Source organism: Duganella hordei, assembly GCF_040369125.1.
Taxonomy (GTDB): Bacteria; Pseudomonadota; Gammaproteobacteria; order Burkholderiales; family Burkholderiaceae_D; genus Rugamonas; species Rugamonas hordei.
In genome coordinates this window covers 36,579-56,195 of record NZ_BPWI01000012.1, presented here as the reverse complement: position 1 = coordinate 56,195, position 19,617 = coordinate 36,579, and the positions used below count along the sequence as shown (strand labels likewise).

At 61.0% G+C, this 19,617-nt stretch carries 25 protein-coding genes; 18 read left to right on the top strand and 7 right to left on the bottom strand.

Features of this window, described 5'->3' with window-relative positions; translation table 11 throughout:
- Positions 1-18 precede the first annotated feature (18 nt).
- Positions 19-1,329, top strand: a complete 1,311-nt coding sequence (gene argA / locus ABWW33_RS23690) for an amino-acid N-acetyltransferase (protein WP_176654271.1) — start codon at positions 19-21, stop codon at positions 1,327-1,329.
- A gap of 35 nt (positions 1,330-1,364) precedes the next feature.
- Positions 1,365-1,637, top strand: a complete 273-nt coding sequence (locus tag ABWW33_RS23685) for an oxidative damage protection protein (protein ID WP_008451241.1) — start codon at positions 1,365-1,367, stop codon at positions 1,635-1,637.
- Between the two features lie 37 nt (positions 1,638-1,674).
- On the opposite strand, the gene ABWW33_RS23680 is transcribed toward ABWW33_RS23685, so the two are convergent.
- Together ABWW33_RS23680 and rpiA are read right to left on the bottom strand one after the other, a co-directional pair.
- Positions 1,675-2,067, bottom strand: coding sequence for a hypothetical protein (locus ABWW33_RS23680; protein ID WP_353403996.1), 393 nt, complete (start codon positions 2,065-2,067; stop codon positions 1,675-1,677).
- Complete coding sequence (gene rpiA, locus ABWW33_RS23675) at positions 2,067-2,744, bottom strand: ribose-5-phosphate isomerase RpiA (RefSeq protein ID WP_176654269.1); 678 nt, start codon at positions 2,742-2,744, stop codon at positions 2,067-2,069. The genes ABWW33_RS23680 and rpiA overlap by 1 nt, the downstream gene beginning before the upstream one ends.
- A gap of 202 nt (positions 2,745-2,946) precedes the next feature.
- Between rpiA and ABWW33_RS23670 the strand changes: the two genes are divergently transcribed.
- From ABWW33_RS23670 to ABWW33_RS23635, 8 genes are all read left to right on the top strand, one after another.
- Positions 2,947-3,318: a response regulator gene (locus tag ABWW33_RS23670; protein ID WP_353403995.1), complete on the top strand. Its 372-nt coding sequence runs from the start codon at positions 2,947-2,949 to the stop codon at positions 3,316-3,318.
- A gap of 2 nt (positions 3,319-3,320) precedes the next feature.
- Positions 3,321-3,947, top strand: coding sequence for a chemotaxis protein CheC (locus ABWW33_RS23665; protein ID WP_176654267.1), 627 nt, complete (start codon positions 3,321-3,323; stop codon positions 3,945-3,947).
- The gene (locus ABWW33_RS23660; protein ID WP_353403994.1) at positions 3,944-4,918 is read left to right on the top strand and encodes a sensor domain-containing diguanylate cyclase; all 975 of its coding nucleotides are present in this window, start codon (positions 3,944-3,946) and stop codon (positions 4,916-4,918) included. The genes ABWW33_RS23665 and ABWW33_RS23660 overlap by 4 nt, the downstream gene beginning before the upstream one ends.
- Positions 4,919-5,006: 88 nt before the next feature.
- A complete protein-coding gene (locus ABWW33_RS23655; RefSeq protein ID WP_353403993.1) occupies positions 5,007-5,240 on the top strand; it encodes a hypothetical protein in 234 nt (77 codons plus the stop codon).
- Positions 5,237-6,010 carry a prolipoprotein diacylglyceryl transferase gene (locus ABWW33_RS23650; RefSeq protein WP_353403992.1) on the top strand — a complete coding sequence of 258 codons (774 nt, stop codon included), beginning with the start codon at positions 5,237-5,239 and terminating at the stop codon, positions 6,008-6,010. Before ABWW33_RS23655 ends, ABWW33_RS23650 begins: the two co-directional genes overlap by 4 nt.
- Positions 6,007-7,479, top strand: coding sequence for a radical SAM protein (locus ABWW33_RS23645; protein WP_353403991.1), 1,473 nt, complete (start codon positions 6,007-6,009; stop codon positions 7,477-7,479). Before ABWW33_RS23650 ends, ABWW33_RS23645 begins: the two co-directional genes overlap by 4 nt.
- 24 nt (positions 7,480-7,503) lie before the next feature.
- A complete protein-coding gene (locus ABWW33_RS23640; protein ID WP_353403990.1) occupies positions 7,504-7,911 on the top strand; it encodes a DoxX family protein in 408 nt (135 codons plus the stop codon).
- A gap of 101 nt (positions 7,912-8,012) precedes the next feature.
- Positions 8,013-8,441 carry a VOC family protein gene (locus ABWW33_RS23635; RefSeq protein WP_353403989.1) on the top strand — a complete coding sequence of 143 codons (429 nt, stop codon included), beginning with the start codon at positions 8,013-8,015 and terminating at the stop codon, positions 8,439-8,441.
- Here the strand turns inward: ABWW33_RS23635 and ABWW33_RS23630 are convergent.
- Positions 8,438-9,286, bottom strand: coding sequence for a helix-turn-helix domain-containing protein (locus tag ABWW33_RS23630; protein ID WP_353403988.1), 849 nt, complete (start codon positions 9,284-9,286; stop codon positions 8,438-8,440). The two genes, ABWW33_RS23635 and ABWW33_RS23630, sit on opposite strands and share 4 nt — an antisense overlap.
- A 106-nt stretch (positions 9,287-9,392) precedes the next feature.
- Between ABWW33_RS23630 and ABWW33_RS23625 the strand changes: the two genes are divergently transcribed.
- On the top strand, positions 9,393-10,838 hold the full coding sequence (locus ABWW33_RS23625; protein WP_353403987.1) for a cytochrome P450: 1,446 nt from the start codon (positions 9,393-9,395) through the stop codon (positions 10,836-10,838).
- Positions 10,839-10,843: 5 nt separating this feature from the next.
- On the top strand, positions 10,844-11,455 hold the full coding sequence (locus ABWW33_RS23620; protein WP_353403986.1) for a hypothetical protein: 612 nt from the start codon (positions 10,844-10,846) through the stop codon (positions 11,453-11,455).
- Between the two features lie 3 nt (positions 11,456-11,458).
- On the opposite strand, the gene ABWW33_RS23615 is transcribed toward ABWW33_RS23620, so the two are convergent.
- Entirely contained in the window at positions 11,459-12,268 is an 810-nt protein-coding gene (locus tag ABWW33_RS23615; RefSeq protein ID WP_353403985.1) for an NAD(P)H-dependent oxidoreductase, read from the bottom strand.
- Between the two features lie 84 nt (positions 12,269-12,352).
- On the opposite strand from ABWW33_RS23615, the gene ABWW33_RS23610 reads away from it, so the two are divergent.
- The 5 genes from ABWW33_RS23610 (at position 12,353) to ABWW33_RS23590 (ending at position 14,907) form a co-directional block, all read left to right on the top strand.
- Positions 12,353-13,252, top strand: coding sequence for a LysR family transcriptional regulator (locus ABWW33_RS23610; protein ID WP_353403984.1), 900 nt, complete (start codon positions 12,353-12,355; stop codon positions 13,250-13,252).
- 46 nt (positions 13,253-13,298) lie between these two features.
- On the top strand, positions 13,299-13,814 hold the full coding sequence (locus ABWW33_RS23605; RefSeq protein WP_353403983.1) for a hypothetical protein: 516 nt from the start codon (positions 13,299-13,301) through the stop codon (positions 13,812-13,814).
- A gap of 62 nt (positions 13,815-13,876) precedes the next feature.
- A complete protein-coding gene (locus tag ABWW33_RS23600) occupies positions 13,877-14,158 on the top strand; it encodes a BrnT family toxin (RefSeq protein WP_353403982.1) in 282 nt (93 codons plus the stop codon).
- Positions 14,151-14,429, top strand: coding sequence for a BrnA antitoxin family protein (locus ABWW33_RS23595; protein WP_353403981.1), 279 nt, complete (start codon positions 14,151-14,153; stop codon positions 14,427-14,429). The genes ABWW33_RS23600 and ABWW33_RS23595 overlap by 8 nt, the downstream gene beginning before the upstream one ends.
- A gap of 58 nt (positions 14,430-14,487) precedes the next feature.
- Positions 14,488-14,907 (top strand): GFA family protein, encoded by a 420-nt coding sequence (locus tag ABWW33_RS23590; RefSeq protein WP_353403980.1) that lies wholly within the window; start codon positions 14,488-14,490, stop codon positions 14,905-14,907.
- A 381-nt stretch (positions 14,908-15,288) separates the two neighbouring features.
- Here the strand turns inward: ABWW33_RS23590 and ABWW33_RS23585 are convergent, their stop codons facing one another.
- Positions 15,289-15,777: a penicillin-insensitive murein endopeptidase gene (locus ABWW33_RS23585; protein ID WP_353403979.1), complete on the bottom strand. Its 489-nt coding sequence runs from the start codon at positions 15,775-15,777 to the stop codon at positions 15,289-15,291.
- The gene (locus tag ABWW33_RS23580; protein ID WP_353403978.1) at positions 15,777-16,268 is read right to left on the bottom strand and encodes an Hcp family type VI secretion system effector; all 492 of its coding nucleotides are present in this window, start codon (positions 16,266-16,268) and stop codon (positions 15,777-15,779) included. The genes ABWW33_RS23585 and ABWW33_RS23580 overlap by 1 nt, the downstream gene beginning before the upstream one ends.
- 142 nt (positions 16,269-16,410) lie before the next feature.
- On the opposite strand from ABWW33_RS23580, the gene ABWW33_RS23575 reads away from it, so the two are divergent.
- Positions 16,411-16,623 (top strand): BrnA antitoxin family protein, encoded by a 213-nt coding sequence (locus ABWW33_RS23575; protein ID WP_353403977.1) that lies wholly within the window; start codon positions 16,411-16,413, stop codon positions 16,621-16,623.
- 303 nt (positions 16,624-16,926) lie between these two features.
- On the opposite strand, the gene ABWW33_RS23570 is transcribed toward ABWW33_RS23575, so the two are convergent.
- Entirely contained in the window at positions 16,927-19,506 is a 2,580-nt protein-coding gene (locus tag ABWW33_RS23570; protein WP_353403976.1) for a TIR domain-containing protein, read from the bottom strand.
- Between the last annotated feature and the right edge of the window lie 111 nt (positions 19,507-19,617).

Sequence of the window (19,617 nt, the reverse complement as noted above, 5' to 3'; positions counted from 1 at the left end):
CGAATTATAATGCGGCTAATGGAAAACCCTACCCAATTCGTCCAATGGCTGCGTTCCGTCGCGCCCTACATCCACGCCTTCCGTGGCAAGACCTTCGTGGTCGCCTTCCCTGGTGAGCTGGTCAGCGCCGGCGCCTTGCAGGTGCTGGCCCACGATCTGTCGCTGCTGCACGCGCTCGACATCAACGTTACCGTGGTCTACGGCTCGCGCCCGCAGGTGGCCGAACAGCTGGCGCTGCGTAACGTCGAAGGCCGCTTCCACAACGGCGTGCGCATCACCGACATCGCCGCCATGGAGTGCGCCAAGGAGGCCGCCGGCGAGCTGCGCCTCGATATCGAAGCCGCGTTCAGCCAGGGCTTGCCGAACACGCCGATGTCCAACGCGGCGATCCGTATCATTTCCGGCAACTTCATCACCGCCCGTCCGCTGGGCGTGATCGACGGCGTCGACCTCGAGCTGACCGGCGTCACCCGCAAGGTCGACGCCGAAACCATCCACTCCATCCTCGGCTCGGACGGCCTGGTGCTGCTGTCGCCGCTGGGCTTCTCGCCGACCGGCGAGGCGTTCAACCTGACGATGGAAGACGTGGCCTGCGCCACCGCCATCGCGCTGCACGCCGACAAGCTGATCTTCATCACCGAAACCGGCATGATGACCGACGCCGGCGGCGCCGAAATCCGCGAGCTGTCCTCGCACCAGGCCGAAGCCGTGCTGCAGGCCGGCTTCCTGCCGGACGCCACCGCCTTCTACCTGAAGCACTGCATCAAGGCCTGCGACAACGGCGTCGAGCGCTCGCACATCGTCTCGTTCAGCATGGACGGCTCGGCGCTGCTGGAGCTGTTCACCCACGATGGCGTCGGAACCATGATCTCGCACGAGAACCTGGAATCGCTGCGCCAGGCCACAATTGAGGACGTCGGCGGGATTATCAAGCTGATCGAACCGCTGGAGGCCGACGGCACGCTGGTCAAGCGCGGCCGCGAGCTGATCGAGCGCGAAATCGATTACTTCTCCGTCATCGAGCACGACGGCGTGATCTTCGGCTGCGCCGCGCTGTACCCGTTCCCGGAACAGAAAATGGCCGAAATGGCATGCCTGACCGTCAACCCCGAGGTCCAGGCCCAGGGCGACGGCGAGCGCATCCTCAAGCACATGGAGAACCGTGCGCGCTCCATCGGCGTGCAAAAGCTGTTCGTGCTGACCACCCGCACCTCGCACTGGTTCCAGAAGCGCGGCTTCGTGCCGACCACCGTGGACGCCCTGCCGAAGGACCGCCAGCGCATGTACAACTGGCAGCGCAAATCACAGGTTCTGGTTAAGACCTTATAATCACGGATTCACATACCGCTTTAGGAGCAACACTGATGGCCCGCACCGTTCAATGCATCAAACTCAACAAGGAAGCCGAAGGCCTGGACTTCCCGCCGTATCCGGGTGAACTGGGTAAGAAGATCTATGAATCGGTTTCCAAGGAAGCCTGGGCCGCGTGGCTCAAGCACCAGACCATGCTGGTCAACGAAAACCGCCTGAACCTGGCCGACCAGCGCGCCCGCAAATACCTGGCGACGCAAATGGAAAAGCACTTCTTCGGCGACGGCGCCGATGCCGCCATGGGCTACGTGCCGCCGACCGAGTAAGTCCGGCAACGCTGGCGGCGCCCGCCGCCAGCGCGCACTACATCGCTTTACACAGTTTCAGCTCGCACTTCGCAATGAAGACCTTGCCGCTTTCGCAAGTCATGCGGTAAATCTCGACCGGTCCCGGTTCGCTCACCAATCCAGCGCCCCACCCGCCCGTGCAGCCCTGATGCTTGGCCAGGTTCTCCACCGTCGCCGACGACACGCCGGCGCGGAACGGCACCTTCTCGATCTCGACACCGTCGACGCGCGCCAGCGGCGTGCCATCGGCGGCCGTGGTGCGCGGTGCCGGCTTGCGCGCCGCCGCCAGCGCGCGGGCGGCCTCGGCCTCCTCGTCACGCTGTTTGGACGGCAGCCACGAACAGGCTCCCAGCGCGGCGCTCAACAACGCGCCACCGCACAACAATAGTACCAGCGAGCGGCGGCTCATCAGAATTTCAGCGTCTTGACGCCGTCGGCCGTGCCCAGCAGGCAGACGTTGGCGCCGCGCGCCGCGAACAGGCCGACCGCGATCACGCCGACGATCTGGTTGATCTGCTGCTCCAGGCCGACCGGGTCGGTGATCGACAAGCCGGCCACGTCGATGAGCATGCCGCCGTTATCGGTGATGAAAGCTTCCTCGGTGCCCGGCTTCAGGCGCAGCTTCGGCGTGCCGCCGAGCTTGGCCAGCGCGCGGGTGACCGAGGCACGCGCCATCGGCAGCACTTCCACCGGCAGCGGGAACTTGCCCATCACCTCGACCAGCTTGGAACCGTCGGCGATGCAGACGAACTGCTTCGACACCGAGGCGACGATCTTCTCGCGCGTCAGGGCGGCGCCGCCGCCCTTGATCATCGCGCCGGCGTTGGTGATTTCGTCGGCGCCGTCGATGTAGACGGCGATCTCCGGCACGTCGTTCAGGTCGAACACTTCGATGCCGTGGCCGCGCAGGCGCGCCGCGGTCGCTTCCGACGACGCCACCGCGCCCTTGATGCGGTGCTTGATCTTGGCCAGCTCGTCGATGAAGAAATTGGCGGTGGAGCCGGTGCCGACGCCGATGATCTCGTTTTCCACCACGTATTCGATGGCGCTACGGGCTACGGCTTGTTTCAGTTCGTCTTGGGTCATGATGTTTCTATAAGAGAGGGGAATTCAATACCGCTATTCTAACGGATCCCCGTTTTCACTCCAGAAAATTGCGCTCAGACAATATCAAAATCGCCCCGGTGTCGCAGACACGCACAAGTGTCACGATGGTCGCCAGTTGGCCCCCTGGATATGCGAGAATAGTTTCCATGCAGAGCATAAAAAAAGATCGCCGGAGATACAGATGACACAAACCAAAACCGTCTTGATAGTCGATGACAGCCGCGTTTCGCGGCTGATGGCGCGCCAGTACATCACCGGCTTGCATGCCGATTGGGTCGTCGAGGAAGCCGGCACAGGCGAAGAGGCGCTGCTCAAGGCGCGCACCGCGCATCCCGACCTGATCCTGATGGACGTCAACATGCCCGGCATGGGCGGCATCGCCGCCGCCGAACTGCTGCGCCAGGAATTTCCCGCCCTGCCGATCTCGCTGCTGACGGCCAACGTGCAGAGCGCCACCCGCGACCGCGCGGCCCAGCTGGGCATAGGCTTCATGGAAAAGCCGATCACCGAGGCGCGCATCGCGCAACTGCTCTCCACGCTGGAAGCGGCGTAGCCATGTTCAACCTCTCCGAACTGGAAAACGATGCGCTGATCGAGATCTTCAACATCGGCGTCGGCCAGGCGGCGGCGTCGATGAGCGCCATCGTCAACGAAGCGGTGCACATGTCGGTGCCGTCGATCAGCTTCATCAACCGCTCCGAGGCGGCGCGCCTGCTGGGCGCCAAGGACGACGAGACCGAGCGCATCTGCGGCGTCAGCCAGCACTACGAGGGCGCGTTCTCGACCGAGGCGATCCTGATGTTCCCCGAGGATAAAAGCCTGGAGATCGTGCGCCTGATGGTGGGCGAGTCGGTGCCGCTCAAGGAGCTGACCGAAATGGAACAGGAGGCGATGTGCGAGATCGGCAACATCATCCTCAATTCCTGCGTCGGCACGCTGGCCAACATCTTCCAGCGCGAGCTGCACGGCTCGCTGCCGGCCTACCACGTGGGCACCAGCGACGAAATCCTGGTCGCCTCCGGCAGCCAGCCGGACACCGTGGTGCTGATGCTGCACATCGATTTCGTGCTGGAGAAGCACCAGATCCACGGCTACGTCGCCTTCGTGCTCGACATCTCGGCGCTGCACGACCTGAAGGAACAGATCAACCTCTACATCGCCCGCGCGATGGGCCAGGCATGATGGATACCCCGTCCGTCCCCCACCGGCTCAATCTGCTGCACAGCGTGCTGTGCGCGGTAAACCTGGGCGTGATCATGCTCGACGGCGAGCGCCGCATCGTGCTGTGGAATTCGTGGATGGCCAGGCATTCCGGCCTGGGCCACGAACAGGTGATCGGCGCCGATTTCTTCAGCGTCTGCCCCGGCCTGCGCGGCGGCCGCGTCGACGCCGCCATTCAGCAGGCGCTGTACAACAACTTCCCGTCGCTGCTGTCGCAAACGCTGAACAAGGCGCCGTTCGAGCTGTACGCCAACCCGGCGGCGGCGGCCCGCAACGAGCGCGTCCAGCAGGCGGTGGAGATCACGCCGATCGCGGTGGAAGGCGCGCCGCGCCATTGCCTGATACAGATCAACGACGTCAGCATCGCCGTCGGCCGCGAGAAGCTGCTGCGCGAGCAGGCCATGGTGCTGCGCTCGCAAACCTTCTCCGACGGCCTGACCGGCATCGCCAACCGCCGCCACTTCGACGTCGCGATGGAGAAGGAGCACCGGCGCGCCAAGCGCGGCGGCACCCCGCTGTCGCTGCTGATGATAGACATCGACCACTTCAAGGCCTACAACGACCACTACGGCCACCAGAAAGGCGACCAGTGCCTGATCCAGGTGGCCGCCGCGCTGGCCGGCATGCTCAAGCGCCCATGCGACCTGATGGCGCGCTACGGCGGCGAGGAATTCGCCATGATACTGCCCGAGACCGACGTCGAGCAGGCCACGCTGATGGCCGAGGCGATCCGCGCCCGCACGCAGGAGCTGGCGATCCCGCACGAGCGCAACAACAGCGAAGCCAAGCTGATCACCGTCAGCATCGGCATCGCCACGCAGAAGGTCGATGCGGCGGTCGACATCGAAGCGCTGATCGGCGCCGCCGACCGCGCGCTGTACAACGCCAAGCGCGCCGGCCGCAACCGCATTGTCGCGCGGCTGCCGGACTGATACCGGGCCGCTGTGACAATTGTTGACTATTCCGGCCGCGCGGCATCGTATAGTACCGGCTTCCAGACAACCTACTGCTGACATTCCGATGATTACTTTTCTGCGCTGGATTAGCATCGCCGTCTGTTCAGTCTTCATGCTCGGCTTCGGCATCTGCGGCGCCTTCGGCGTGATCGGCGGCACGGTGGCACGCGACGCCGGCGCCCTGCTGATGATGGGCGTACCCGGCGCGATCGGCCTCGGCCTGGCCTACGGCTGCTTCCGCCTGATCCGCACACTGGCCAAATCAGACCAGCCCGGCCAGCCGGAACGCGGCGATTGAACGCGCCGGTGTTTGCGCCGGCCACGGCGCACCTGCTGCACCTGCTGTTTGAATGGGCCGCGCTGGCGGCCGGCGTGCAGATCTACCGCCGGCAAAGCGCCGGCAGCCTGCTGCAGCCGGGCCGCTACGCGGTGGTCATCGGCTGCATCCTCGGCGCGGCCATCGGCAACAAGCTGGTGTTCTGGATCGAGTTCCCCCATCTGTGGCGCACGCTGTCGGCCGACGCCGGCGTGTGGATGTCGGGCCAGTCCATCGTCGGCGGCCTGCTGGGCGGGCTGCTGGGCGTCGAGCTGGCCAAGAAGCTGACCGGCGCGCGTGCGTCCACCGGCGACCAGTTCGTGCTGCCGCTGGTGGCCGGCACGATCATCGGCCGCACCGGCTGCTTCCTGGCCGGGCTCAACGACGGCACCTACGGCACGCCGACGGCGCTGCCGTGGGGCGTCGATTTCGGCGACGGCATCGCCCGCCACCCCACCCAGCTGTATGACATGGCCTTCGCGCTGCTGTGGGGCGGCGCGCTGCTGGCCACGCGCGAGCGCTGGCGCGCCAGGCCCGGGCTGATGTTCAAGTTCTACCTGGCAGGCTACCTGCTGTGGCGGCTGTGGGTCGACGGCCTCAAGCCGGTGCCGTATTTCTATCCCGCGCAGCTGAGCGGCATCCAGCTGGTCTGCCTGGTGGCGCTGCTGTGCTACACGCCGCTGCTGCTCCGTCAACTCTTAGGCCCCCATGCCCATGCGCCGGCCGGCGCCGCCAACCGAGAAATAACATGAGCAGAAAAACCCGCCCCTACCTGTTTTACGACACCACGACGTCGGTCTGCTCCACCTGCCTGCATCCGGTGGAAGCGAAGATCATCTTCAAGGACGATCACGTCTACATGGACAAGTGGTGCCAGGCCCACGGCACCGAGCGGGTGCTGATCAGCGACGATGTCGAATACTACCGGCTGTGCCGCGAAGTCTTCGTCAAGCATCCCGAGATGCCGCAGATCTTCAACACGCGCATGGAATACGGCTGCCCCTACGACTGCGGCCTGTGCCCGGACCACATGCAGCACTCCTGCCTGTCGGTGGTCGAGATCACCGACAACTGCAACCTGAACTGCCCGGTGTGCTACGCCGAAAGCGGCACCCATCGCGAGACGCACAAGTCGCTGGACGAGGTGCTGCGCATGCTCGACGCGGTGGTGGCCAACGAGGGCGAGGCCGACGTGGTGCAGCTGTCCGGCGGCGAGCCGACGCTGCATCCGCAGTTCTGGGACATCCTCGACGCGGCCAAGGCGCGCCCGATCAAGCACGTGATGGTCAACACCAACGGCATCGCCATCGCCCAGGACCCGGCGTTCGCGCAGCGGCTGGCCGGCTATGCGCCGGGCATCGAAGTCTACCTGCAGTTCGACTCGCTGCGCGGCGAAGTCCACAAGACGCTGCGCGGCGCCGACCTGACGCGCATCCGCCGCCAGGCGCTCGAACACCTGAACGCGGCCGGCCTGTCGACCACGCTGGTGGTGACGCTGAAGAAGGGCCTGAACGACGATGAAATCGGCGCCATCATCGAGTTCGCGTTGAGCCAGCCCTGCGTGCGCGGCGTGACGCTGCAGCCGATCCAGGACGCCGGCCGGGTCGAGGACTACGACCCGCGCCTGCACCGGCTGACGGCGTCCGAAATCCGCCGCAAGATCGCCGAGCAGAGCGCGCTGTTCACGCTGGCGGACGTGGTGCCGGTGCCCTGCAATCCCGACACGCTGGCGATGGCCTACGCGATCAAGACGGCCGACGGCGCCGTGCCGCTGACCCGCTATCTCGATCCGCAGACGCTGGTAGAAGGCAGCGCCAACACCATCGTCTTCGAGCGCGACGAACAGTTCAAGGCCAGCATGAAGGACCAGGTGTTCAAGCTGTTTTCCACCAACCACTCGCCGGAATCGCAGGCCAACTGCCTGTCCGAACTGATGTGCTGCCTGCCGCTGATCGCCGCGCCCGAGCAACTCCGCTACGACAATGTATTCCGGGTGCTGATCGTGCAGTTCATGGACGCGTATTCGCTCGACGTGCGCGCGCTGAAAAAATCGTGCATCCATTTCGCCCAGCCGGACGGCAAGATGATCCCGTTCGAAAGCTACAACCTGCTGTACCGCGACCCGCGCCGCCTCGACGCCATCCGCGGCATTATCGACGCCCAGACGCGGCAGCGCAGGCAGTTGCACAAGACGGTGCCGATCATGCCGGCCCAAGTGTAAAAACAACAATATCCTGGAGACCTTATGAAAATATTTACTCGCGCGACGGCAGGCACCGACCTGTTGCGCCTCGTCCTGTGCGCACTGATCTTCACCCACGGCGCCTACCGTTTCTATGAAGGCAGCAGTCCCATCCTCGGGCAAATCCTCGAAGACCAGGGCTTCCCGGGCGGCAGCGGCACCATCCTGGCCTACGCGGTCAACGTGACCGAGACGCTGGGCTCGCTGCTGCTGGCCATGAAATTATTTACCTTGCCCGTCTGCGCCGCGCTGACTATCATCTACACCACCGGCATCATCCTGTTCCACCGCCACAACGGCTTCTTCGTGGTCGGGCCGGGCACCGGAGGCTGGGAATACAGCGCGCTGCTGATTACCTGCCTGGTGACCACCGCGTGGGAAGACTGGAAGCAAAAAATCTCCGTACGATAATCGTCCCGATGGAGGATAGCCATGCGCAACGCCGCCACACTCACCGTTTTACCGCCTGACCGTATTGCAATGCATGGCGTTCGCGCCGCGGAAGGCGCGGCATGACGCAGCTGGCGCCCAACCGTTCGATCCAGGACGTGATGGTGATCCCGGTGCTGCACTACCAGGACGTGGCGGTGGCGGCGCAATGGCTGTGCGAGGCGTTCGGCTACAGCGAGCGGCTGCGCATCGGCGACCATCGGATCCAATTGAACATCGCCGGCGGCGCCGGCGCGGTGGTGGTGGCGCAGCGGCCGCAGCCGGCGCCGGCCTGTCCCCATCCCTGCCACTCGATCATGGTGCGGGTCAGCGACATCGACCAGCACTACAAGCGCGCCATGGCCAGCAAGGCGCGCTCGCTGAGTCCGCCGACCAACTACCCGTTCGGCGAGCGGCAGTATTCGGTGGCCGATCCCGGCGGCCACATCTGGACCTTCTCGCAAACGACGGCCGACATCGATCCCGCCACCTGGGGCGGCACCCTTCTTTAAGTCCAGATGCGGTAGATCCAGTAGCTTTCGTCCTCGGACTTCAGGATGCGGGCCAATTCGTGCGGGCTGTGGCCGGTGATTTCGCGCGCCTCGCGGCACAGGTGGGCCTGGTCGGAATAGCCGCCGCGCGCGGCCACGTCGGACCACAACACCTTGCCCGCCATGAATTCCTCGCGCGCGTCGAAGAACGATTGCTCGGCACGCTGCAGGCGCAGCAGCTTGCGCATCGGTTGCCCGGCGCGCGCCTTGATGTGGCGCTCGATGCTGCGCACACCCCGTCCCAGCGCGGTATCGGCCACCTGCCACGCCAGATGCCGCACCCAGTCGCCCGCCGTGGCGCCGGGCCCACCGGGACGCGCCGCCTGCCAGCGCGGCTCGAGGAACGCTTCCAGCACCGCCAGGCGCGCCTGGTCGTCGGCGGCCGCCAGCAGCGCGTCGGACATCGCGCCCCATTCCGGCCCCAGCACCCGCTCGACCGCATCCCAGCGGTTGACCCACGCCGGCACGTCGATACCGCTCAGCGCGTGCATGGCCTGCGGATAAAACATCACCATGAACACGCGCACCGGCCCCGGGTTGTAGGTCGCCATGGGCCGCGTCTGCGGACCGACAAAGACGGCGCGCAGTTCCTCGTGCGGCATGCCCGCCGGCTCGACCACCTCGGCCTCGCCTTCGATGAACCAGGTGATCGAGCAATGCGGCGTGGCCGGGAAATGATTGAAGCGGTCCGCCGCATCGGCCAGCGGCGCCTCCACCGTGCTGCGCGTGATGTAGGCGCGCACGCAGGAGGCCAGCGCAAAGGGCGGCACGATCAGGCGCGTCAGGGAGGGTTCGGTGGCGGTCATTTGCAAAGTTTATACTAAAGCGCGGCGGCCGGCGGTGTGTCGCAAACGTTCAATACGCGCCGCCGCCGCCAAGGCATAGTGAGGCATCGTCACACAAGGAAGCCACATGGAGAACACGATCACCGCCCCCGCCGCCCCTGCCGCCAACCATCTGCGCACCATAGACAGCCTGCCGGGGCCGCGTCCCTGGCCGCTGGCGGGCAACCTGCCGCAAGTCCGCCCGCTGCGCGTGCACCGCGACGTCGAGGCCTGGAGCAAGCGCTATGGCCCCATGTTCAGGATCAAATTCGGTCGCACGCCTATCCTGGTGCTCGCCGGCCACGACCTGGTCAACGCCGTACTGCGCGATCGCCCGGACGGCTTCCGCCGGCCGTCGATCACCACCCAGGTGTCCGACGAAATCGGCGGGCGTCCCGGCGTGTTCATGGCGGAAGGCGCGGCGTGGCGCGACCAGCGGCGCATGGTGATGGCCGCGCTGGCGCCGCACGCGGTGAAGGCCTACTTTCCGTCGCTAGTATCGGTGGGACTGCGCCTGCAACACCGCTGGCGGCAGGCGGCGAGCGACGGCACCGTCATCGACCTGGCCGAAGACCTGAAGCGCTTCAGCGTCGACGTGATCGCCGGCCTGGCCTTCGGCACCGAGGTCAACACCATCGACGGCGGCGAGGACGTCATCCAGCGCCACATGGACGTGATCTTGCCGGAGATCGCGCGCCGCTCGATCGCGCTGTTCCCGTATTGGCGCTACGTCAAGCTGGCGCGCGACCGCCATCTGGACCAGTGCGTGACCGCGCTGAGCAAGGCAGTCGATGACTTGATCGCCACCGCACGCGCCTGCATCGCGGCCGAACCGGCACGGCGCCAGCATCCCGTCAACCTGCTCGAAGCGATGATCTGCGCGGCGGACGAAGGCGGCAGCGGCGTCGACGACATCGCCGTGGCGGGCAACGTCACCACCATGCTGCTGGCCGGCGAAGACACCACCAGCAACACGTTGGCGTGGATGCTGTACCTGCTGCAGCGGAATCCGGCCACGCTGCAAAAGGCCCGGGAAGAAGTCATGCGCGTGGCGCCCGATGCCGCCGCCTTCACCGTCGAGCAGATGGATGCGCTGGACTACCTCGACGCCTGTGCTCAGGAAGCGATGCGCCTCAAGCCGGTGGCGCCGTTCATTCCGCTCGAAGCGCTACGCGACAGCGTGGTCGGCGATGTGCGGGTGCCGGCCGGCAGCCTGGTGTGGTGCGTGATGCGCAACGACAGCGTCAGCGAAAGCCACGTCGCGCAGGCCGGCCTGTTCGATCCGGACCGCTGGCTGAAGCGCGGCGAAGACGCAATGGACAAACATGTGTCGATGCCGTTCGGCGCCGGCGTGCGCACCTGCCCCGGCCGTTACCTGGCGCTGCTGGAAATCAAACTCGCCAGCGCCATGCTGCTCAGCAGCTTCGACATCGAGTCCATCGATACGGCCGATGGCGAAGAGCCGGAAGAGCTGATGGGCTTCACCATGTCGCCGATCGGCCTGCGCATGCGGGTACGCAACCGCGCGGAGTGAGCCGCGTGCTGCACAAGATCCATCGCATCGGCGCCTGCGTGCTAGGCGCCTTCCTGACGCTGCATCTACTCAATCACCTGCTGGCGATCGGCGGCCCGGAGGCGCATATCCACTTCATGGAGGCGTTTCGCGCGGTGTACCGCAACCGCGTGGTCGAAGTCATCCTGCTGCTGTGCGCCGCCAGCCAGGTCGCCAGTGGATTGATCTTCATTCGTCGCCGCTGGCGCGACCGGCATCAAGGACTGGACCTGTTGCAGCTCGGTTCAGGGCTGTACCTGGCGTTCTTCCTGCTGGTGCACGTGAGCGCGGTACTGGCCGGGCGCACGCGGTTCGGGCTGGATACGAACTTCTACTACGCCGCCGCGGGCATGCACGTGCTGCCGTATCGCTACTTCTTCATGCCCTACTACTTCCTCGCCATGCTGGCGATCACGGTCCATCTGGCGCGGGCGCTGCACTGGCTTGCGCATGATCGCCTCAGCGCCGCGACGCTGCGTATCGCCAAGGTGCTGCTGGTGATAGGCGGCTTCACGGCCGCCACGCTGATCATCGCGGCCTTCTCCGGCGGACTGCATGACATAACGGTGCCGGCGAAATATCTCGCCACGTTCCGCTGACCGTCATCCCACACGAGGCGCCGGCAGGGCGTCCGCTGCAACGAGATGCGCGGCAAAGCCCGACAGCCCTGGCGCCACATCGGCTTTCAATGTCATGGCGGGGATGTCGTAGTCGCCGCCATTCTGAGGGCGGAACGGTATCGGCGCGGTTTGCGCAAGCGTGTCGAGGCGCTCTCCGAGTTCGCCGCACACGGCGGAGAATCTGGCGTCGTCCATGCGTTCGGCGCGATAGACCACCAGCGGCGGCAGGACATCGAAGCCGGGGTAGTACAGGATGCCATGCTGAATGGGGAACAGCAGGTCGTCGATAGCACCGTTGACGCCGCGCGGGCCGTAGTGCGACGCCCATCCGCCGGCCGTGACCACCAGCATGGCGCGCTTGCCGGCCAGCGTGCCCTCGCCGTAGCGGTCTCCCCAGCGCACATCCGAATGCTCGCCGACGCCGTAGCCGAAGCCGAAGGCATAGACACGCTCAACCCAGCCTTTCATAATGGCCGGCATGGAGAACCACCACATCGGGAACTGGAAGATGACGGTATCGGCCCAGCGCAGCTTGTCCTGCTCGCTGGCGATATCGGCGCTCTGTAAATCGTTGGCGTAGGCGCGCCGGGAATCCGCCACCGGGTCGAAACGGTCGCCGGCCGGGCCGCCGACGACATCGCCTGCATCGACCAGCGCCTTCCATTTCATCGCATACAGGTCGGATACCTGGACGGCGTGCCCCGCCGCTTCCAGACGCCGCACCGCAAAGTCCTTCAACGCGCCGTTCAACGACTTCGGTTCGGGGTGGGCATACACAATCAGAACATTCATCACGCTACTCCTTGACTGGAAAACACCAGCATAGGAGCAGATGAGGTATATTGAAAATGAATTTCTAATATTCCAGGTATAGCCATGAATAATCTCAGACGTCTGGACCTCAACCTGCTGGTGACGCTGGACGTGCTGCTCTCGGAGCACAACGTGACGCGGGCGGCGGAGCGCTTGAACTTTTCGCAGCCATCCATCAGCGTGCACCTGTCGAAGCTGCGCGACATCTTCGGGGATCCGCTGCTGCTGCCCGGGCCGCGCGGCATGCGGCCCACCGCGCGCGCCGAACAATTGCGCGAGCCCTTGCGGCTGGCGCTGGAAGCGCTGGGCCGTGCGGTGTCGCCAGCCAGTCCGTTCGATCCGCGCGAGGCGAACCAAACGTGGCGCGTGGCCGCCAGCGACTATGGCGAATCGACCATCCTGCTGCCGGCGCTGGCGGGCTTGCGCGCGGCGGCTCCGGGAACGCGGCTGGCGGTGCTTGAACTGATCCCGCCACGCATCGCCAGGCAGGCGGAATCGGGCGAGATCGACCTGGCCCTCCACACCAGCGAGGAAGCGCCGCCGGGCATGCGCCATCGGCTGCTGTTCCGGGAGCGCTACGTGCTGGCGGGACGCAGCGACCATCCGCGCCTGAAACGACGGCCGACGCTGGCGCAGTTCTGCGCCATGGAGCATGTCATCGTATCGCCCGACGGCGGAGGGTTCAGCGGCGTCACGGACCGTGCGCTGGCGGCGGCGGGCTTGCCGCCACGGCGGGTGGCATTGTCGGTGCCGCACTTTTTGTTTGTGATATCGGCGCTGGCGAGTACCGATATGGTCGCGATGCTGCCGGAGCGGCTGGTGCAAGACCATCCCGCACTGCGCTGCGTGGCGCCGCCGGTCGAGGTGCCGGGCTATGAGATGGCCATGTTGTGGCACGAGCGCTCGCATCGCGACCCGGCGCATCAATGGCTGCGCGAGTACATCGCCCGCACGGTGGCTTGAGGTTATACTTCGGCGCTGAAGGCCTAGTCACCAATGAAGGATGTATATGAAGATGCTGTCTCGCGTTGACGCGAACGTCGCTGCCGAAATCCACCGGCAGTTTCCGCAATTGAAGCAAATCAGGGATCTGGACTCGGCCGGCGGCATGCAGCGCCTGGCGATCTCCGTGTTCGACCACTGGCTCGACGACGAGAGCGAGTGGCATCTGCTGGATTGCTTCGAAGGCGAAGAACGCGTGCGGCGGAACCAGAAATTCGCCCGGCACTGGGCGGCGCTGTTCGATCTCACGCCTGTCTATACGCTGCGCCATCGCGGCCGCTGGCCGGCCAAGGCCAAGCTGGTACTGAAGCGCTACACCGACCGCGAAGGCTTCCTGCGCCAGTCGCGCTTCAACGACTACGGCGTGCCGTCGCAATTCATCATCCTGCCGGAACTGGGCTGCATCTACGCGGCCGGCTGGGACGATACCAATATCCTGTACTTCCAAAACAAGGAACAAGCCACGCCGGTATTGGAACTTGCCACAAAGGCGGGCCTTTTCTGTCTGAATCCTAATCGCTGACGGCTCATATAGTTGTGTAACGTCAAAGAATACAGCCCAGCTTGACGTTATATGTATAGGATATGCATAATACCTATATAGACATCGAATTCGATCCAGCCAAGGCAAGAGCCAACTTAAGAAAACACAAGGTTAGCTTTGCTCAAGCAGAAGAAGCGCTGAACGACCCAATGGCCGTCACAATTAAAGACGACGATTCAATGGGGGAGCAGCGCTTTGTTACCCTCGGCGCGGATGCCAACGCACGAATTCTGGTCGTCATTCACACTCCGCGTGGAGACCGCACTCGACTAATTTCCGCGCGCAAGGCCAGCAAAGGCGAAGCGGAGCAATACCATGCGTAAAGAATACGACTTCAGCAAGGGAAAGCGCGGTGCAGTCATATCTGCGCCGGGAAAAACCCGCATTACCATCATGCTCGACGATGACGTCATTCAGCATTTTCGCGATCAGGCCGAAGCACAGGGAACCGGCTATCAGACCATGATCAATGCAGCGCTTCGAGGCGCAATGAATCCTCCGGCAGATCGCAATAAACCGATCACCACAGCCGCGTTAAGGAAGGTAATACGTGAAGAAATTTCGTTGCTCCGACAAAGTGAAAAACCCTCCTGATCAGAGTCCGAAAGGAAAACAATGAAAGAACTTCGCGTTAAGGTATTCAACAAATTCATTGCAGCGGCAAATCGCCGTGGGTAACCGAATTGCATCCTGCTCATGCGGGCAGCTGAATATCGAAGTAAATGCCGAGCCGCGCGGCGTGGGTGTCTGTCACTGCTTCGCCTGCCAGCGCAGGACGGGCAGCGTGTTCGCCGCGCTAGCAAGTTTTTCAGCGCCCTACTCGGTAAGCGGCAAGGCGACCGAGTATGTCCGCACCGGCGATCAGGGTGCGCAATTCATCTTTCGGTTTTGTCCCATGTGTGGCACCAACCTGTTTCATACCGAGGTCGGCGATGACGGCAGTGTGAGCGTTGCGGTCGGAGCATTTGCCGATCCGGCTTTCCCAGCGCCGACAGTCTCGGTCTACGATTGCCGCCGGCATTCTTGGGTGCAGTTGCCGTCGGACGTAGAAGTCTTCAGCAAGGATCCGTGAGGAAGTTAACAACTCACGGATCCGACGCTTTCACCAGTACGAAGATTAACTCCGATCCAGCATCTATACCCTTTCCCCGGCTCACGCGGGCTGTATGTGCAATACGCATTCCCCTTGCGTCGATCCCGATCACCGTTCTCTTGGCTGCAGGTCGGGTGGAAGTCAGGCGCCATCGAATCGAATATTTCCTTTGCCGGTTGGCCTTCGATCGCAATCGCCAATTTCCGATCAGTTGCCGTTGGCGCCGCCCGCTCGCCCGGCTCGCCTGAGTAAATCAAATAGCTCGCGCGAAACGTCTTATAGTCCCCCAGATACTCGGCCGCGCTGGAGAACGAAATGAACACGCTCGCCCCCAAGAGCAACCACGTAACTCTTCGCATATCAGCCTCGCAACTTAACGTGAAAATGATTGTCGTGCCCCTTCAGCGGGATCACAAACGCAATGCCAGGTCCATTGAAATAAACCAGCTCCACTCTCGAGTGGAGGAGAAACAGCCCTATCAACTTGGCCGTTGCATCGTGATCGTATTCGGCATCGGCCCAAGTCACGGGCAGATGCAGGCCGTCCTTGCGCATCGGGCGCACATCAACGTCCAGACCGCTTTTATGCGAAGCATGGTCTGTGTTCGCCAGGCCACCGGCCAAGCTGATATCTCCGACACCGAATTTACGCGAGTCCATGGATTGCCATTCCCGCTCAACCCTGAGTATCGCCGTCATCATTGATGAGTGGGCATACTGGAAAGTGCCGTTACTGGATCTGCCGTGCAACTGGCCATAAACGTAGTACCCAGCGTCCTCTGGAGCTTGGGGAAGCATAAAGTACTTGCGCGAGTCCTTGGGTTGTAGCTCAAGCAGACGGGGCGCCATCACGCCACCCGATTGGTCGCAAGATCCCAGCCGCCACTGGTATTTCCTCCGAGGCCGCCGCCGATCTTTTGCTGCGTGTATTTCCATTTCACTTTGGAGAACTTCAGGCCTATGGAATCATGAAGAATCGTGCCCTCGCTGACTAGCTGATCCATATTCCCGATCAACACATTCTCAAGCTCGACTTCGTAATACTTTACCCGGTCCCCTTGTCCGTCGGCCCGCATGAACTCCAGCTTGGCTCTGGGGATAGTCCTGCCCATGGAGCTGGTCTGCATCAGTAGAGGCGACGACAGGTCGGCTAGTTTGGTGATCGAGAGAGTGCGGTGCTCACAACGTTCAGCAGTATGGCCGCCGCCCGTCGACGCGGTGGCGCTCTTGGGCTGCGCCACGCCCCAGTGCGCTGATGTGACTTCGATCCATCCCAAGTGCGCGGAGTCGGCCGATTCGCCCTTGATGCCGTCAATTTGCAGATATACGTCAATAGCCATGATGCCTCCAAAGTTGGGCTGGGAGTGTCAAGGCATTGTTGCGTAAATCTTGCCGGAAGGAATTGGGACGTATCAAGCTATATTGGTGGTGTACGATTGTCGGCACGCCCCTCGGTGCAGCTAAAATCTTCGGCCAATATCCATGAAACCTGAGAAAGAACAATTCCAACGTGACTTGCTGGAATCGGTGAAACAGATGCATTCGGGGCAGACTACCCATTTGACGCAGGTGGGAACGGAAGAAACGACGGAGATCTCCCTCCGTCTTCCCGCTGACATCATCGAGCGATGGAAGGCCGGTGGCCCAGGATGGCAGCAGAGGATGAGTGACTTGCTGAGTAAAACGACGCCTTAGGCCCGTGCCTTATTCGCGCAGACCGCTGGTGCTTTGCCATATTGCTGATGCGCAGCTAGTTTCTCGGGTCAACCACCTTTGCACCGCTTATACGTAAGGCCTTGCTTTAATTCAGTGCGACGGCGTCTACCGAACCCACCATAAAAAATCTTTTTTAATCATGAACTTAGATTGAAAAAACAAGGTTCAATTCTCAACATACCCCCAAAATACCCCAACCACTTCTGCTCAGCTAAGACAGCCTTGGACCTCACAGGAACATATGGCATCCAGTCAAGTCGAAGCTAGTACGCTGATAGCAACTTATTTCGCTGCTTTGCTCGACAGCACTCTATTTGCGAATTCAACAACATCTGGATCTTTTTCACTACGCCGTACAGCTTCATCTGCAATTTCGACAGACAGCTTGTTCCGCAGCTTGAAATTTCCGCGTGGCACACCATCGAGTTCCTTTATGGCTGTTGCGAGATGCCCCTTGGCCAGCTCGAAACGCACCTTCAACTTGGCGAGAAGTCCAGCATGCGGCCGCACCCCCTTGCTCTCATCAGCTATTTTTTTAATTTGCCGAATATCGGTATCTACAGAGTGCAATACAGCCTCGTCATTTCGGACCTGTAGCTTAATCTCGGCTCTAGCTGCATACGCACTTACTTTGTTCGGCGACCCACGAACAGCGCGATCAGCCCAAGTCATTGCCTCGGGGAAATTTTTCAATGCGGCATAGAAATGGGCATTTCGTGCATTGATAAAATCGGTGCGCTCTCTACGATCAGCAACTTCTAGCTGTAAAAAAAGATCATCAACCTCAATATCGTCCGCCAGCGCTTGCACGTTTGTCTTCCGGCGCTCAATCAAACACTGCAATAGGACATCTAAGACAAATGGATTCCCAGGCGTGCGAGCTAATGCTTCCCGAGCGTATCCTTCAGCAGAGGCGAAATCTTCGCGAACAGCTAAGACCTGCGCAATCTCGCGTAATGCATGAGTATCTTTTTGATTAATCTTAAGCGTCTCCCCGAATTCAATCTCTGCCCTGTCAAACTCCCCATTCCATCGTGCATCAAAGCCATTAATGAAATGAACATGTCGCCGGGCCTGAGCTGTGTTAATGCGCGACAGCTCCGCGATTGCATAGTCAAAGCTATTGCGTTGCTCTGTCCGTACTGCCGCCATTCCCAAAAGCCTGAGGCATTCAACAACGGTCTCATCCGTGAGCGTATGTCGTTTCTCCAACGCCGCTGTTGCGAACCCAACACTTTCGTCATATTTCTCACGGTCATAGCATCCCCTTGCCACTCGAAGATAGTGCGACCCCACTACTGCACGCTCACTGAACCCGAGCGGACTGGCTTTCCCTTGCAGAATTGAAGTTGTAATAGAAATATCAATCGTCTCAAAGGAAATGTTATCTTCGGCTGTATACGTAGAGGTAAGAGCTAATAGTCGCTTACGGGCCTCTATTAAGAAACCATCAGTTTCAGCAGAGAACTGCTTCCGGAATCTTGCGCCACGGAAATAAGACGCCAAGCGCAAATGGTCGCCTTCGGTTTCCAACAATCCGAGTGACATTAAATTATTAACAGCTATAGCAATAGCTTGATCTGACTCACCAGATATTTCGATTAGGTCTGATGGGTCAATAGCCCCGAGCTCATCGAACAATGTAAGAAGGCATTTGGCGGTGGCACTTAAGTTGAGTCCATCAACAAGACTAAGGGAAAGAGCACGAAGAACCTCGATTAGTTCTCGTGGATTTGCTTCTATAGCAGGTTTCTTTGCGAGAGCAACAAACTCTGCTGCTGTCCAAATCATGGCAGGATGTCCGCTGACGTGTTGACACAACATCGCTATAAAACCTGCATCGGGATCTTGCATACCAAGATAATCAAGCGCATATATCCATAGACGCTTGGACTCATCATCTGTCATGCCGTCAATCTTAAAAAAGCCGACATTTGTAAGACGATGCTGTTCTTGGAATCGAGGTAAACGCTTGGCACATAAAACAACTGTAGGACGCCTATTTTTTAGGCTCTTAAGCAGCAAATGGAATTCTGGTTGAAAGTTACCATTATCATCGAGAATATCATAGTCAAACTTCAACCAGACAAGCATTTTTTCTTCACCAATCTCATAGAGAAGTGAGCTAGTCTCCTCGACTAATTTTTCCTTGGAATAATCTGCAACTTTCTCAAAAAAATCTTTTGCTTCTGCAACCGTGGGGCCGCGAAAAGCGAAATGCAGCTTACGGAATGTCTCGATCAATCCCTCACCGTCTGATATGGATACTTGAATCCCAGTCAGATCTATTCCGGGGAAGAGACTTTTCAGCTTATCGGCTACTGCCGAGCGTCGACCGATCCCATCTACACCGCTGACATACAAGGCATTGATTTGGCGGTTTAGGTCCGCGATTTTTGTTTCTATCTCGCTTTGAATTTTTCGTGATACAAATGGCTTTGGTTGAATTCCTTTGGCCGCATCTAACTCGAACAGCTTAGTACGAACGATATTGGCGATACGATCAGAATTTGATGTTCTAACAAACACGTGCATTCGCACCCAATCTGGAAGCTCTCCCGCTGGCGTGCCATCAATAATGAAAACTAATACGCCCCCTAATTTTCTTGCATAAAGCAAGTGCTGCGCTAACTCTAGTTCAGTTTTCACCCAGTCAGAATTCATCGAGTTGGCAGATGCGATCAAAACGAAAAGGCTAGATCGATCAAGCGCTGCTTGAATTTCTGCGGCACTTCTTTTCCCAGCTTCAAAGGTATGGCTATCAATCTCCCACCGGGCCGCTGAAACCTTGCTAGCGACTCCTTCGACCAACGGCTTGTCCACACTCGAATGGGAAATAAAGGCTTTGGCAAATTTACTCATGGATACCTTTCTGGGCAGATCGTACTGTTGCTAAATATTAGCACGCCTCCTTCTCTGCATTGCTGACAATCTTTCGCTCTCGACTCGACAATCATGCTTATATGCAACTGA

What these genes read in the sequence shown, in the direction of transcription:
- argA (WP_176654271.1), top strand. Translation starts at nt 19, where the DNA reads ATGGAAAACCCTACCCAATTCGTCCAATGGCTGCGTTCCGTCGCGCCC.
- ABWW33_RS23685 (WP_008451241.1), top strand. Translation starts at nt 1,365, where the DNA reads ATGGCCCGCACCGTTCAATGCATCAAACTCAACAAGGAAGCCGAAGGC.
- ABWW33_RS23680 (WP_353403996.1), bottom strand. Translation starts at nt 2,067, where the DNA reads ATGAGCCGCCGCTCGCTGGTACTATTGTTGTGCGGTGGCGCGTTGTTG.
- rpiA (WP_176654269.1), bottom strand. Translation starts at nt 2,744, where the DNA reads ATGACCCAAGACGAACTGAAACAAGCCGTAGCCCGTAGCGCCATCGAA.
- ABWW33_RS23670 (WP_353403995.1), top strand. Translation starts at nt 2,947, where the DNA reads ATGACACAAACCAAAACCGTCTTGATAGTCGATGACAGCCGCGTTTCG.
- ABWW33_RS23665 (WP_176654267.1), top strand. Translation starts at nt 3,321, where the DNA reads ATGTTCAACCTCTCCGAACTGGAAAACGATGCGCTGATCGAGATCTTC.
- ABWW33_RS23660 (WP_353403994.1), top strand. Translation starts at nt 3,944, where the DNA reads ATGATGGATACCCCGTCCGTCCCCCACCGGCTCAATCTGCTGCACAGC.
- ABWW33_RS23655 (WP_353403993.1), top strand. Translation starts at nt 5,007, where the DNA reads ATGATTACTTTTCTGCGCTGGATTAGCATCGCCGTCTGTTCAGTCTTC.
- ABWW33_RS23645 (WP_353403991.1), top strand. Translation starts at nt 6,007, where the DNA reads ATGAGCAGAAAAACCCGCCCCTACCTGTTTTACGACACCACGACGTCG.
- ABWW33_RS23640 (WP_353403990.1), top strand. Translation starts at nt 7,504, where the DNA reads ATGAAAATATTTACTCGCGCGACGGCAGGCACCGACCTGTTGCGCCTC.
- ABWW33_RS23635 (WP_353403989.1), top strand. Translation starts at nt 8,013, where the DNA reads ATGACGCAGCTGGCGCCCAACCGTTCGATCCAGGACGTGATGGTGATC.
- ABWW33_RS23630 (WP_353403988.1), bottom strand. Translation starts at nt 9,286, where the DNA reads ATGACCGCCACCGAACCCTCCCTGACGCGCCTGATCGTGCCGCCCTTT.
- ABWW33_RS23625 (WP_353403987.1), top strand. Translation starts at nt 9,393, where the DNA reads ATGGAGAACACGATCACCGCCCCCGCCGCCCCTGCCGCCAACCATCTG.
- ABWW33_RS23615 (WP_353403985.1), bottom strand. Translation starts at nt 12,268, where the DNA reads ATGAATGTTCTGATTGTGTATGCCCACCCCGAACCGAAGTCGTTGAAC.
- ABWW33_RS23610 (WP_353403984.1), top strand. Translation starts at nt 12,353, where the DNA reads ATGAATAATCTCAGACGTCTGGACCTCAACCTGCTGGTGACGCTGGAC.
- ABWW33_RS23605 (WP_353403983.1), top strand. Translation starts at nt 13,299, where the DNA reads ATGAAGATGCTGTCTCGCGTTGACGCGAACGTCGCTGCCGAAATCCAC.
- ABWW33_RS23600 (WP_353403982.1), top strand. Translation starts at nt 13,877, where the DNA reads ATGCATAATACCTATATAGACATCGAATTCGATCCAGCCAAGGCAAGA.
- ABWW33_RS23595 (WP_353403981.1), top strand. Translation starts at nt 14,151, where the DNA reads ATGCGTAAAGAATACGACTTCAGCAAGGGAAAGCGCGGTGCAGTCATA.
- ABWW33_RS23585 (WP_353403979.1), bottom strand. Translation starts at nt 15,777, where the DNA reads ATGGCGCCCCGTCTGCTTGAGCTACAACCCAAGGACTCGCGCAAGTAC.
- ABWW33_RS23580 (WP_353403978.1), bottom strand. Translation starts at nt 16,268, where the DNA reads ATGGCTATTGACGTATATCTGCAAATTGACGGCATCAAGGGCGAATCG.
- ABWW33_RS23575 (WP_353403977.1), top strand. Translation starts at nt 16,411, where the DNA reads ATGAAACCTGAGAAAGAACAATTCCAACGTGACTTGCTGGAATCGGTG.
- ABWW33_RS23570 (WP_353403976.1), bottom strand. Translation starts at nt 19,506, where the DNA reads ATGAGTAAATTTGCCAAAGCCTTTATTTCCCATTCGAGTGTGGACAAG.